The 12,654-nt window shown below is 41.6% G+C and carries 13 protein-coding genes; 4 read left to right on the top strand and 9 right to left on the bottom strand.

Annotated features, from left to right (window positions below; translation table 11 throughout):
• Positions 1–7 precede the first annotated feature (7 nt).
• From ACA086_RS02750 to ACA086_RS02735, 4 genes are all read right to left on the bottom strand, one after another.
• Positions 8–1,621 carry a S41 family peptidase gene (locus ACA086_RS02750; RefSeq protein WP_371001808.1) on the bottom strand — a complete coding sequence of 538 codons (1,614 nt, stop codon included), beginning with the start codon at positions 1,619–1,621 and terminating at the stop codon, positions 8–10.
• Positions 1,622–1,627: 6 nt separating this feature from the next.
• Positions 1,628–2,068, bottom strand: coding sequence for a cytidine/deoxycytidylate deaminase family protein (locus ACA086_RS02745; protein ID WP_371001806.1), 441 nt, complete (start codon positions 2,066–2,068; stop codon positions 1,628–1,630).
• A gap of 125 nt (positions 2,069–2,193) precedes the next feature.
• Positions 2,194–2,778 carry a HupE/UreJ family protein gene (locus ACA086_RS02740; protein WP_371001804.1) on the bottom strand — a complete coding sequence of 195 codons (585 nt, stop codon included), beginning with the start codon at positions 2,776–2,778 and terminating at the stop codon, positions 2,194–2,196.
• 11 nt (positions 2,779–2,789) lie between these two features.
• On the bottom strand, positions 2,790–3,521 hold the full coding sequence (locus ACA086_RS02735; RefSeq protein ID WP_371001803.1) for a TerB family tellurite resistance protein: 732 nt from the start codon (positions 3,519–3,521) through the stop codon (positions 2,790–2,792).
• Positions 3,522–3,642: 121 nt separating this feature from the next.
• Here ACA086_RS02735 and ACA086_RS02730 point away from each other — a divergent pair, with 121 nt between their 5' ends.
• The 4 genes from ACA086_RS02730 (at position 3,643) to ACA086_RS02715 (ending at position 7,044) form a co-directional block, all read left to right on the top strand.
• Entirely contained in the window at positions 3,643–4,053 is a 411-nt protein-coding gene (locus ACA086_RS02730) for a BrxA/BrxB family bacilliredoxin (RefSeq protein ID WP_371001802.1), read from the top strand.
• Positions 4,054–4,115: 62 nt separating this feature from the next.
• Positions 4,116–4,853 (top strand): lysophospholipid acyltransferase family protein, encoded by a 738-nt coding sequence (locus ACA086_RS02725; RefSeq protein WP_371001800.1) that lies wholly within the window; start codon positions 4,116–4,118, stop codon positions 4,851–4,853.
• Positions 4,850–5,509 (top strand): HD domain-containing protein, encoded by a 660-nt coding sequence (locus ACA086_RS02720; protein WP_371001799.1) that lies wholly within the window; start codon positions 4,850–4,852, stop codon positions 5,507–5,509. Before ACA086_RS02725 ends, ACA086_RS02720 begins: the two co-directional genes overlap by 4 nt.
• Positions 5,510–5,619: 110 nt before the next feature.
• Positions 5,620–7,044, top strand: a complete 1,425-nt coding sequence (locus ACA086_RS02715; RefSeq protein WP_371001798.1) for a Gfo/Idh/MocA family protein — start codon at positions 5,620–5,622, stop codon at positions 7,042–7,044.
• On the opposite strand, the gene ACA086_RS02710 is transcribed toward ACA086_RS02715, so the two are convergent.
• The 5 genes from ACA086_RS02710 to ACA086_RS02690 all read right to left on the bottom strand — a co-directional run bounded on the left by ACA086_RS02710 (position 7,036) and on the right by ACA086_RS02690 (position 12,653).
• Positions 7,036–8,106, bottom strand: a complete 1,071-nt coding sequence (locus ACA086_RS02710) for a PA0069 family radical SAM protein (protein ID WP_371001797.1) — start codon at positions 8,104–8,106, stop codon at positions 7,036–7,038. The genes ACA086_RS02715 and ACA086_RS02710 overlap by 9 nt on opposite strands.
• Positions 8,107–8,160: 54 nt before the next feature.
• The gene (locus ACA086_RS02705) at positions 8,161–9,711 is read right to left on the bottom strand and encodes a hypothetical protein (protein WP_371001796.1); all 1,551 of its coding nucleotides are present in this window, start codon (positions 9,709–9,711) and stop codon (positions 8,161–8,163) included.
• A gap of 24 nt (positions 9,712–9,735) precedes the next feature.
• Entirely contained in the window at positions 9,736–10,518 is a 783-nt protein-coding gene (locus ACA086_RS02700; RefSeq protein ID WP_371001794.1) for an enoyl-CoA hydratase/isomerase family protein, read from the bottom strand.
• A complete protein-coding gene (locus ACA086_RS02695) occupies positions 10,515–11,939 on the bottom strand; it encodes an ATP-binding protein (RefSeq protein ID WP_371001792.1) in 1,425 nt (474 codons plus the stop codon). Before ACA086_RS02695 ends, ACA086_RS02700 begins: the two co-directional genes overlap by 4 nt.
• A 162-nt stretch (positions 11,940–12,101) precedes the next feature.
• On the bottom strand, positions 12,102–12,653 hold the full coding sequence (locus ACA086_RS02690; RefSeq protein WP_371001961.1) for a CopD family protein: 552 nt from the start codon (positions 12,651–12,653) through the stop codon (positions 12,102–12,104).
• Position 12,654: the final 1 nt, after the last annotated feature.

The following is a 12,654-nucleotide window of genomic DNA, read 5'->3' as shown; positions in this document are numbered from 1 at the left end:
GGTTAATTTACTCCTTTAGAAAACGCTTTTCGGCTTGCCAGGTAGGCGAGTCGAGATCAATCACTTTTTGTAGCATATAATCAATCTCCCCTTTGATCTTAGCGCTGATATTAGGAGAATATAACTGCTCTGCCAAAGCAGCTTTTAAATACAGTTTAATACGCTGATCGTATTGGTAAAAATCCATGCTGATGTTATTAGACAGGGCAAAGTCCACAAACTTTTCAAACAGGATGTCATCCACTCTGAAGTTATTTACGAATTCGAATTCAGTATAGTCGTTATACCGCTGCCTGTCTTCCTCAAGATGTTCGAATATAAATCGGGAAATAAAGCCCAGACTCTCCATGCTCTTGATTGTCTCTTCCTCTATATTGCCAATGGGAACAAACACATCCGGGATGATGCCTCCTCCCCCATAGACTATTTTTCCTTTAGGGGTAGTATATTTTAGTGAATCGGCCACCTTTATGCTGTCTGCTGAAACCAATTCTCCGCTTTCATACCGCTCCTCAAATCGCTCATAATAATCTTCACTTCCGTTTTGATAATCGCGCTGAATCGACCTGCCGGTTGGGGTATAGTAGCGTGAAACCGTTAAGCGAACAGCCGAGCCATCTCCCAGGGCCATTTCCCTTTGCACTAAGCCTTTTCCAAATGACCTGCGACCCACGATTGTACCTACATCATTATCCTGCAACGCCCCGGCAATGATCTCACTGGCAGATGCCGATCGCTCATTGATCAGTACATAAACGGGTTTGTCCTCAAAAGATCCCTTCTCAGTGGCATACATCCTATCAATCTTCCCTTTTTTATTTTTGGTAAAAAGAATAAGCTTCCCGTCTTTCAGGAATTCGTCAGCCAGCTGTTCTGCGATTCCCAGATAGCCCCCGGGATTATCTCTTAGGTCGAGGGTTAATTTCTTGGCACCTTTTTTTTGTAAAGACCTCAAGGCGTTTTTAAATTCTTTGTAAGTGCTTTCCGCAAATCTGTTGATCTTGATGTATCCCATATCGGGTGACAGCATATAGTATGATTCAACACTTTTAATAGGAACCCGGTCTCTCCTTAGGGTAACATCAAAGAATCGATCCTCTTTTTTCCTGTAAACCTTTAAATTTACCGTTGTTCCACTTTCTCCTTTAAGTGTTCCCACTATCTTCCTGCTTGGAAGATTTTTCCCATATAGCGTATCACTATCGGCTACCAAAATACGATCTCCGGCCTCTATTCCCTTTAAAAAACTAGGGCCATTCTCAACTGTCCTTATCACGGTAATAGTATCGCGATACATGTAGAAATTAATCCCAATCCCAACGAAATCTCCTTTCATATTCTCTGATACCTGGGAGAGCTCTTCCCTGGGGATATAGACCGAATGCGGATCTAATTTTTCCAGGATGTTATTCACGGTAACGTCAACTATACTATCGGTATTGATCTCATCGACATACTCATAATCAATGTAGTCTATGAGTCGGTTGAGTTTATCTTTCTTTGAATTTGTAGTAAAGAGTTTTTCAGGGGAATCATTAAAATGGAGCTTACCTCCTATTAAGATACCCAGTGCCAGTGCCAGTGCTATGACTGCAGGCCATATGTATTGATATTTCTTCATCTTCTCCTAAACATTTTCTTCTAGTATATGCGGCAGATGTTCCAGTTCCACTCCGGCCCTCTCCAAAAATTGTAAACCTGAACCATCCTTGTAAGCGATCTGATATACCACACGTTTTATGCCAGACTGATGTATGAGCTTACTGCATTCTCGGCACGGCGACAATGTGATGTATAAAGTGGCTCCTTCACACGATTGGGTAGAGGAGGCTACCTTTGAAATTGCATTGGCCTCGGCATGCAGGACATACCATTTCGTATATCCTTCATCATCTTCGCAGAAATTTTCAAATCCCGTGGGAGTTCCGTTGTATCCATCTGAGATAATCATCCGGTCTTTTACAATAATGGCCCCAACTTGCTTCCTTTCACAATAGGAAAGCTTCCCCCACTCGTGCGCCATTCTCAAATAGGCCTTGTCGTATTTTAGCTGCTTTTTTTTAGTCACGTCTTCACGGGTCTATTTCCAGTGTCTCGGGCTCACAGGCACTAAGATACCGGCTTTAAAAGAGTTCAACAACCAATTATGGTTAATATTTAATTAAAACCGATAAGGTGCGTTTTTACAGATCCTTAGCCCGGCCAGGTATCTAATATCATGGGGATTGTAATTAAAATGACTATTGCAGTCGTACCGATAACAAAATACTTCCTGGGCAACTTCAATCCTATTTCCAATATAGCCGCTACGATCAAAACCATCAATATTACAATCAACTGCGAAATTTCGATTCCTGTAGCAAATCCGAGTAACGGACTTAACTTTTCCTCTTCCCCGGCCATGAGCATATTAAAGTAATTAGAAAATCCAAAGCCGTGGATAAGCCCGAAAAATCCGGTTGCTATTACCTGAAGTTGAAAACTCAGCTTATTGCGTTTCTTCAAACTATCCCTCAGGTTAAATAGTGCAGTAACAACAATAGTTACCGGTATCAGAAATTCGATCCAGGCTGCCTCAACTTCAACTACCTTATAGACCGATAAGGCCAGTGACAAACAATGCGCAAGGGTAAATACGGTTACCAGGGTCAGAATTTGTTTCCACATTCTGAAGGTAAAAGGAATTATCAGGGCCATCAGAAATAAAATATGGTCGTAGGCAGACAAGTCCAGCACATGCCCCAGTCCCAATTTTATATAAAACCAAAAAATATACATGCTTTCAGATGTTACATCCCCCTTTCGGACTGAATTTGCTCATAAGCCTTCTGTACCTCCTTGAACTTTTCCTCAGCACCTTTTTTGATGGCCTCATTTTCTGTATTTACCCTGTCTGGATGGTACTTTTTCGCCATCGTCCTGTAGGCTTTTTTTACCTCATCATCAGAAGCGGTTTTGTCGATCTCCAATATTTTATAGGCGTTGTCTGCCATTTTAACAAACATGGCCTTTATACTTTCGTAGTCTGACTTTCCAATTCTCAGATAGCCTGCAATTTCCCGGATCTTGTCAATCTCAAGTGGCTTGATTGACCCATCAGACCTGGCGATACCAAATAAGAAATGAAGCAGCTGAAGGCGAACTTCATATCGTGTCCTCTGGTTGAGAAATGTACAGATCCTTTGAGCCGAAATCTCGCGCTTTTTGATTACTTCATTAAAAGTTCTGAAAATTGCATTAGCTTTCTCTTTTCCATAAGTGCTGAGAAAATACTGACGTACGTAGTCTAGTTCACGCTGACTAACCTGTCCGTCGGCCTTAATGACAATTGAACACAGAGAGAGGAGGTTAATTTCAAAATCGGCCGGACTAACTTTTTGGCGGGAAAAGTCCTCAAAGATCGACCTCGCCCTGGGACCTGAGCCCAAATTATCCATAAAGCTTCCTACCAGAAATCCAATAATGGCACCCGGAAGGCGAAATAAAAAATAACCTAATATAGCTGCGATCCAACGAATCATGCTAAAAAAAATTTTGGCAAAGATAGGGTTTAACAGCAAATAACTTCGGCAGTCTTAAGAAAGCTTTGGCTTATAATTTCCCCACTTTCCCTATCTTTGTGGCCAATAAAAAATAAAGACTATGTATCCCGCAGAATTAGTAAAACCTATGAGAGAAGACCTGTCATCAGCAGGTTTTGAAGAATTATATACAGCAGAAGCCGTTAAAAAGGCGATTGATAAAGATGGAACTACCCTGGTTGTCGTAAACTCCGTTTGCGGATGTGCAGCGGCCAATGCGAGACCTGCGGCGAAATTAAGCCTTAGGAATGATAAAAAACCCGACCATCTGATCACAGTATTCGCCGGAGTAGACACTGAAGCAGTTGATGCAGCGAGAAACCTGATGGTCCCTTTCCCTCCTTCGTCTCCCAGTATGGCCTTGTTTAAGGATGGTGAACTGGTTCACATGATTGAAAGACATCATATTGAAGGCAGACCTGCAGAAATGATAGCAGAGAATCTTACAGAAGCTTATAATGAATTTTGTTAGATCAATTCAGATTTAATTTTTGAACCGCACTATACCAGGTGCGGTTTTTTTATTTTTGTGCTATGCGAAAACTCTTGGCTTACCCATTAACAACTCTGTACTTCCTTGTTTTTGGAATTAGCCTGCTTGTATTCCATCCCGTCCAGTGGATATGCTTTAACTGGTTTGGCTACCATGCCCATCAAAAAAGTGTGAGCTATCTCAATCTCGTATTGATGTTGTGTACCTACCTGCTTGGAACCCGGTACACCTTTATAAATAATGAGGACATCCCTGATGGCATACCCCTGATCATTGTTTCCAATCACCAGAGTATGAACGATATCCCACCTATAATCTGGTATATGAGAAAGTATCACCCCAAATTTGTCAGTAAAATTGAATTGGGAAAAGGTATTCCTAGTGTTTCATATAACCTCAGGCATGGGGGATCTGCTCTGATTGACCGGAAAGATAGCAAACAGGCATTGATGGCTATTGCAAAACTGGGCAAATACATTGAAAAACATAAGAGAAGCGCCGTGATCTTTCCGGAAGGTACCCGTAGCCGAACAGGACATCCTAAAAAATTTCAACCCACTGGCCTTAAAGTGCTTATGAAACAAGCGCCGTCGGCTCTTATAGTGCCCATCAGTATTAACAACTCATGGAAAATGCTTCGTTACGGGAAGTTCCCCTACGGAATTGGGTCGCATTTGATCTTCAAAGTCCATCCCCCAATACAAAATACCGGAGATCCAGATGTTCTAATAGCCAAAGCCGAAGAAGTAATTACCAGTGATATCAGGATTAGCGAATGACCAATACAGAACTTGTAGAGGCAACTATTGATTTTGTTAAGGAAACACTACTTGATGCAGAGGCCGGTCACGACTGGTTTCATACTCAAAGGGTATTTAAGAATGCCCTTCTGATATCTAAAGATGAAAAAGTTGATGTTCTTGTTGTGAGTTTGGGGGCGCTGCTTCACGATATCGCCGATTCTAAATTCCATAAGGGAGACGAAACTGTAGGACCCCGGTTGGCAAGGGAATTTCTCAGTTCCTTGGAAATCGAAGAGAAAACAATAGAGCAGGTATGCTATATTATTGAACATATCTCTTTTAAAAACAACATTGGGAAGAAAAACAATACCAGGCACCCTCTGGAACTTCAGGTAGTCCAGGATGCAGACCGCCTGGATGCTCTGGGAGCAATAGGGATTGCGAGAGCATTCCACTATGGAGGCTTTAAGAATAGAAAGCTCTATGATCCTGATATTCCCCCGAATCTGAATATGAATAAATCGACTTATAAAAATTCGGAGAGTCCTACCATCAATCATTTCTACGAAAAACTTTTGTTGCTCAAAGACAAAATGAATACTGAAACTGGAAAAAGAATTGCAGCACAACGACACGACTTCCTACTTAATTTTCTGGAGCAGTTCTATGCAGAATGGAATGGAGATAGGTAAAACAGGTCGGATCCTATCCCAATAGTGTTATCCTTCAGAGTAGGCTGTTCAGATTATTTTATTGCCTGCGTTTTTTTGTATCTTCCGATGTATTTTAAAACGAAAAATTCATGCAAAGACGAAAATTTATAAAAAATGTAACGGCATCTTCGGCTGTTTTTTCTATAGTTCCCAGTTATGTACTCGGAAAACAACATGTTCCGCCCAGCGACACCTTGTACGTGGGCGCCTTCGGCGTTGGAGGAAGAGGTTCTGGGGTCATAAGAGGATTACAGGAAACCGGAAAGGTGAAATTTGTATCTTTTTGTGATGTAGATGAGAGGAGAGCAGCTCAAACCTATGAATTCTTTCCGGATGTAAAACGTTACAAAGATTTTCGCAAGGTCTATGATAAGCAGCTCAAGGATATGGATGCAATTATGGTTGCCACACCCGACCATACACATGCTACCATTGCCTTACCATTTATGCGGGCTAAAAAACATGCTTACGTAGAAAAACCACTCACCCATAATATTGCCGAAGCACGAATGATGACACGCGTCGCTCGTGAAAATGGCATTGTTACACAGATGGGAAACCAGGGAGCATCGAGTGATGGCAGCAGACAGGCAAAAGAGTGGATAAATTCGGGAGTTATAGGTACGGTAGAGCGGGTAGATTGTTGGACAAACCGTCCTGTATGGCCTCAAGGCTTACCGCTGCCAAAGGGTAAGGATGAAATTCCCGATGGCCTTGATTGGGACTTGTGGCTGGGGCCAGCTGCAAAAAGAGATTATAACAATGCCTATCTGCCTTTTAAATGGCGTGGCTGGTGGGACTTTGGTACCGGGGCATTGGGTGATATGGGATGCCATATCATGGAAACACCTTTCGGTGTACTCGATCTCGGTTATCCTACAGAGGCCGAAGCGAGTTGTACCACCAATTGGGTTGGAGATTTTGTGGAAGCCGACTATAGTGCTTCCTGTCCTGCTTCCTCTATAGTCCGACTTAAGTTTAATGCCCCTAATCATGGTAAAATAGACCTCAACTGGTACGACGGAGGCATTATGCCGGATCTTCCTGATGAACTAAAAGATGAAGAGTCGATTGGTGATACTGGCGGAGGAACTGTTTTTTACGGAACAAAGGGTATCCTCGTCTGTGATGTTTATTCGCGAAATGCCCGATTGCTACCATCTGAAATGATGGGGCTTTTTTCTCCACCTCCGCCTAGCTTAGCCAGAGTTGAGGGCAGTACAGGAGGGCATCAGCGAAATTGGGTTGAAGGTTGTCTGCTTGGTAGTGAAACATCTTCCAGTTTCGATCGTTCAGGTCCCCTTACTGAAGCCGTACTTATGGGAAATCTGGCGATCAAAGCCTTTCAGTATAAAGAATTAAAAGAGGGTAAACAATTGGGTGACTGGGACCCGTACTCGTATCCGGGCAGGAGAAAGATCATGTGGGACGGTGATGCTATGAAGGTGACGAATTTTGAGAAGGCCAACGAGTGGGTCAGGGGATCTTATCGCAAAGGCTGGGAGTTAAAATAGCTTCAGCTGTCCTTCTTTGTATTGTTCATGCAAGGCTGTATTTAATTCCGGGAAATTCTTTTCCTTAAAATACTTTTGTTTAGCAATTCGGGCCACATTCTTCAGGTTCTTTGCCAGAGGACCTTCACCTCTGTTACGGATACCAAACCTGCTATCGTTTAGGCTACCCCCGTGACAACTTCTGATCTGATTGAGTACTTTTTCGGCCTTATCAGGCATGGTCCTCCTGATCCAATCAGAAAAAAGAATTCCGATGGCCCCGTTTAAACGTACAACCGTATATACAAAAGAACGTGCCCCGCATTCCGAAACGGTTTTAGCCAGAGACATTAATTCATGACTATTTATCCCGGGGATCAGAGGTGCCAGCATTGCATTGACGGGTATCATATTTTCAGACAATACCCGGATGGTTTTAAGACGTCTCGACAATGTCGCCGTCCTGGGTTCTAATAGTCGCCTTGTATCCTCGGAAAGTGAAGTAACCGAAATATGTACCCCGATAAGACCGTATTTGTTCAATTGAATGAGCAAATCGAGATCTCGCAGTAAGAGGGCATTTTTTGTTATAATCCCCACCGGATGCCTGTATTTTAAAAAGACTTCTAAACAAGCTCTGGTAATTCTGTATTTCTTTTCCGCAGGCTGATAGCAATCCGTATTTCCCGAAAGAACAATCGTTTTTGCCTTCCAGGTATTGCTTTTCAGTTTTGATTCAAGCAAGGCAGGAGCATTTTCCTTTATCAGTATTTTTCTTTCGAAATCGAGACCGGCACTGTAGCCCCAATATTCATGTGTATTTCGCGCATAGCAATAAATACAGCCATGTTCACATCCCTGGTAGGGATTCATGGAGTAGGACATTCCGACATCCGGACTTGTGACTTTATTGACTATGGTTTTCGGGAATATAGGGAGGTATGCTGTCTTATTGTTATCTGCCAACTCCCCTTCCTTAAGACAGTATTCTAGGAAATCGTCTCGCCATTCGGAATGCAGTGCTTCAAACTTATTATGGGAATTATGTTGCGCACCCCTGCCTTTAAGATGTTTGGAACTCATTTATATTGGATATTATCCAAATATATGGATTTATTCCAATAATATAAAGATGTTTTAGTCTATGGCAACATTTACCAACTGTTTTTTGGTGCCTCTTTTCGCATAGAAGAGAACCTTGCCTTTCAGATCGTTTTTCAGGGGATTTGAAACCATCAGAGGAAGCCGTGCGTCCTTCGAATCGATGATTTTTTCATAGCTCATCTTCCCTTGTTCATCAAGTTGGATAACGAAAACATTTCGATTCCTGCTCAGACCCTGTTTAAAGATGATCCGTTCATTATTCAATAACTGAGGGTTCTCTGCAGCCGTACTGATGAAGAAATAGGTCCTGCCATTTTTAGTAAGGGAACTATAGGAAGCATAGGATCCGTCACCCTGGGTTACTTCCGACTTGTTGATATTCCTTGCCCAGACCATATTACCCTGGTCATCTATTTTGGCACTTACTATATCGTTGTGGTGAAAGCGTTCTACTCTCAGCCTTCCGCCACTTGAATTTGCCTGGACACTTTGTGTTACAAAATACTCCTCTGCATTAAAAAGAATTGAGTTATCAGGGGTAACTACCACATTTTTAAAGACGAGGTTCTTTATTTCCTTATCGTATTCCTGTCCAAACTTATCAAACATAAATTGTTCTGAGAAAGGATTGTACTTCGAAGATTTTACCTGTAATGAAATGAGGTCGACCTTGAAATAGGAAAGACCGTTATATCGATTGTCCTTACGATTAGCATAGAAGCCTACGCAGATCAGTTCTCCCTTATGGAGGATGGGCGTTAGGGATTCTGAATATTTTCCGGTTGAATCAAAATTCTGAGTGGATATCCCTGATTTGTTAAGCTTAATAAGTTCGTATTGAAATTTACGTTCCAGAGCCGTAAAACGGCGTTTTTTAAAATAGGCCTTCCCAATAATGTAGACCTGATCTAGATCCCTGGAAACCGCAACACGCTCAAAGGCGTAATTTTTCTCTTCAACTTCAGATGAAAAGTCCTGATACAAAGCTTGTTTGAGCCCTGAGGTAAAAAGGTAGATATCGTGACGGTTGTCCTTACCTTTTTTATAATGTGTGCTAATCACAAAAGAACTCTTATCCTCCGGAAACAAAACTGTTGTTGTAAAGCCTGAATTAAATTTTCTGTTGTAATAATTTTTGTCGAGTGGATTCTTTACCGGGGCAGAACGGAATGATAAAAGTTTTTCCTTCGTAAAGGAAAAGGGGTCAACCGGACTCCTATGAACCCAGTATTCGTATTCTTCTTTCTCGTAGTTATAATCCAGAAAAAGCAAATATAATTGTCCGTTTCTGAAATAGCCGTTGACGAATTCGGAACCTTTTAACTTGTAATTGTATTCCGATTTTAACTGTAGATTTTCATCGTAATGCTCGATTATAAAACCTTTCGGTTTGATAATCATCCCTGAATAATAGGCTCTTACCAAAAGTGTCCCGCCCTGCCCATCATCTTCAATGGTCAGGAGGTTAGAATACTTGTACCGATCGTTATATTTTTCTCCAAAGGTATAATCAACGGGGAATTCTTGTGCCCCTACAAGCCATCCCACACAAAGCAGTCCGATAAGCAGGATTCGTTTTTGCATATGGTTTTATTTGAATGAATTCTCTCAGGATCCCGGAAAAGAAGCTTTTCTTTTTTCCAGAAATGCTGAGGTACCTTCCTTAAAATCATCGGTACCAAAACATTGTCCAAAGGCTTCGATTTCCACATCAAAACCGTGAACTTCATTCTTAAAACCCGCATTTATCGCTTTTATTGCCTGCCTGATCGCCATTGGGGAGTTTTTTGCGATCTTTTTAGCAATGTCTTTACAATAGTCAATCAGTTCTTCTAAAGAGGCAATGTGGTTTACAAGCCCAAATTCTATAGCTCGTTCCACATCAATCATCCCTCCGGTCATGATCATTTCCATTGCCCTGCCTTTCCCAATTAGTTGTGGAAGTCGCTGCGTTCCCCCATATCCGGGAATAACGCCCAATGACACTTCAGGCAGTCCCATCCTTGCATTGTGGCTGGCTATTCTGAAATGACATGACATGGCAAGTTCAAGTCCGCCTCCCAGAGCAAAACCGTTAATTGCGGCAATTACCGGCTTCGAAAGATTCTCGATAAAGTCGAATAACAATTCCTGTCCCTGAGCAGCCAGCTGACCTCCCTGTTTGGTATTAAAATGGGAAAATTCCGAAATATCTGCCCCGGCGACAAATGCCTTCTCCCCGGCACCTGTAAGGATAATAACCCTTGCTTTTTTGTCTTTTTCAAGCGCCTTAAATGCAAGGTGGAGTTCTTTGATAGTTGCAGTATTAAGTGCATTTAACTTTTTAGGCCGGTTGATTGTTACAACAGCAGTGTTGTCTTCTATATCAACGAGAATATTATTATAGCTCATATCTCTGTTTTATGAATTGCCTTTGGAAACCTCACTGTAAAAACAGAGCCCTTGCCCGGTTGTGACGTGAGTGAAATGGTTCCCTTATACGTTTCTACAATATTTTTTACCATCCCCAATCCAAGACCCATTCCACTGGATTTGGTTGTAAATTTGGGTTCAAAAACCTTTTCTTTTACTTCATCTGAGATCCCTACACCATTATCAGCCACCGCGATCTTAACATAATCTCCATCCGAAGTAACGGAAACCAGGATTCGGGGCGATTCAACATCCGGCACTGCCTGGATGGCATTCTTCACCAGGTTGGTAACCACCCTTATCAATTGAGTCCGGTCTAATTTCGCAATTATTTTTTCTTCTTCAGAGATAAAATGGATGTAATTCTCATTGAATATATCCAGAGCTAGTTTTACCGTTGACACTACATTCAGGGTCTCATTCTGCTGGGCAGGCATCTCCGCGAAATTGGAAAAAGCAGCTGCTATACTACTCATGGTGTCGATTTGCTGTATAAGGGTCTTGGAAAACTCCTCAATTTTTGTTTTGGCATCCGGTTGAGAGGGATCAAATTTTCGCTGAAAGCTCTGGACGGTTAGGCGCAATGGCGTAAGAGGATTTTTAATCTCATGTGCTACCTGCTTGGCCATTTCCCTCCATGCCTGTTCCCGTTCACTTCGCGCTAATTTGGCCGCACTTTGTTCTAACTGATCAATCATGCTATTGTAGGAATCAATGAGTTTATTGATTTCTTCACTAGGGTTTTTTACATAAATCTTTTCATTGCGTTTTGTAAGGTTGGTCTTGTGCAATTTCTCAGAAACAGTTTCAAGCGAGCGGGTTATGTATTTCGAAATAAAGTAGGCCAGAATAATAGCAATAAAAAACATGACAAGGTATACTCCGCCAAGTCTGAATAGGAACTCACGCAATTCCATGCTATTAAAGGAATTGTCTTCATAATAAGGCAAATTTAAAATACCTATCGGTTTAAATTTTGGGTCTGTAATATAAGTGTACGATGCCTGGTACTTACTCCCGGCAGCTAAATTATCCTCAACCAGGCGCTTATTCGGGCTTGCTTTCAGTGCGTTGAGAACTTCTGCATCCAAACAAAGTGAAATAGAATCGTTATAGAATTTGGGCCTGGAGCTTTTAATCAATTGCCCTTCCAGATCGTAAATATTGAAATTTACATTCTGTACATCAGCAATGCGGTAAATTTCATCTTTGAAAATCAGGCCTAGATTTTCAGTAATAACGGGATAAGTTGTTTCCTGTAAGGTATAAGTAATGCTTTGTTTTACCTGTTCTTCTTTCCGTTCCAGTCTTTCCTGATGGTAATCCCTGGACTGCTCCCTGTATTGATAGATTGTTACTCCGGCGATAAGCACCGAAGCAATCAAGACTAAAAATATCATGGTGACAAAAATCCTGGATCGAAGGGAGAACTTCTTGAACAATGCGTTATAATTTGCTACTAAAGATAGCAATAATCAGTCCAAAAATTGAGCTGCATGAAAGCATACAAAACGTAGCAGGTTGATTCCAAGCTTATTTTACCTCCAGCCCGTGAAAAAAGATCAGGCATTGGGGTTTTTATCACGGATCCTTTTGTAGAGCCTTATCCCCAGCATAAGTAAAATGACCAGAACAAAAATACCAACAACTCCGTAGATCCAGTTAAATGCACTTTTGAGAATTACAAGAAAGGTAACCGCGAAGAGGACCAGGGTTGCTCCTTCATTCCAAATTCTCATAAAATTTGAAGTATACCTTACTTCATCCCTTTGCAACTGCAGAAACATAAGATGCGTTTTAAAGTGATAAGCGAATAGCAAAACAACAAAAAGCAGTTTAACATGCATCCATGCCTGACTTATCCACCCCGGCATCAGGATAAGTAACCAGACGGCAAAAAGGGTACATAATATAGCCGAAGGCCAGGTAATGATATACCATAATCTTTTGGTCATTAGCTTTAATTGCTCAGTTAAGATATGACGATCGGGTTCCGGTTTCTCCTGGGCTTCAATATGGTAGACAAATAGCCTTGGAATATAGAATAAACCTGCAAACCAGGTGACTACAAAAATGAGATGCAGTGCTTTAATATAATTGTAGTATTCCCCCATA

The sequence above is a fragment of the Muriicola sp. E247 genome, from assembly GCF_041358175.1.
Classification (GTDB): Bacteria; Bacteroidota; Bacteroidia; order Flavobacteriales; family Flavobacteriaceae; genus Muriicola.
The sequence above is the reverse complement of the archived record's forward strand: the minus strand, read 5'-3'. Positions and strand labels throughout refer to the sequence as shown.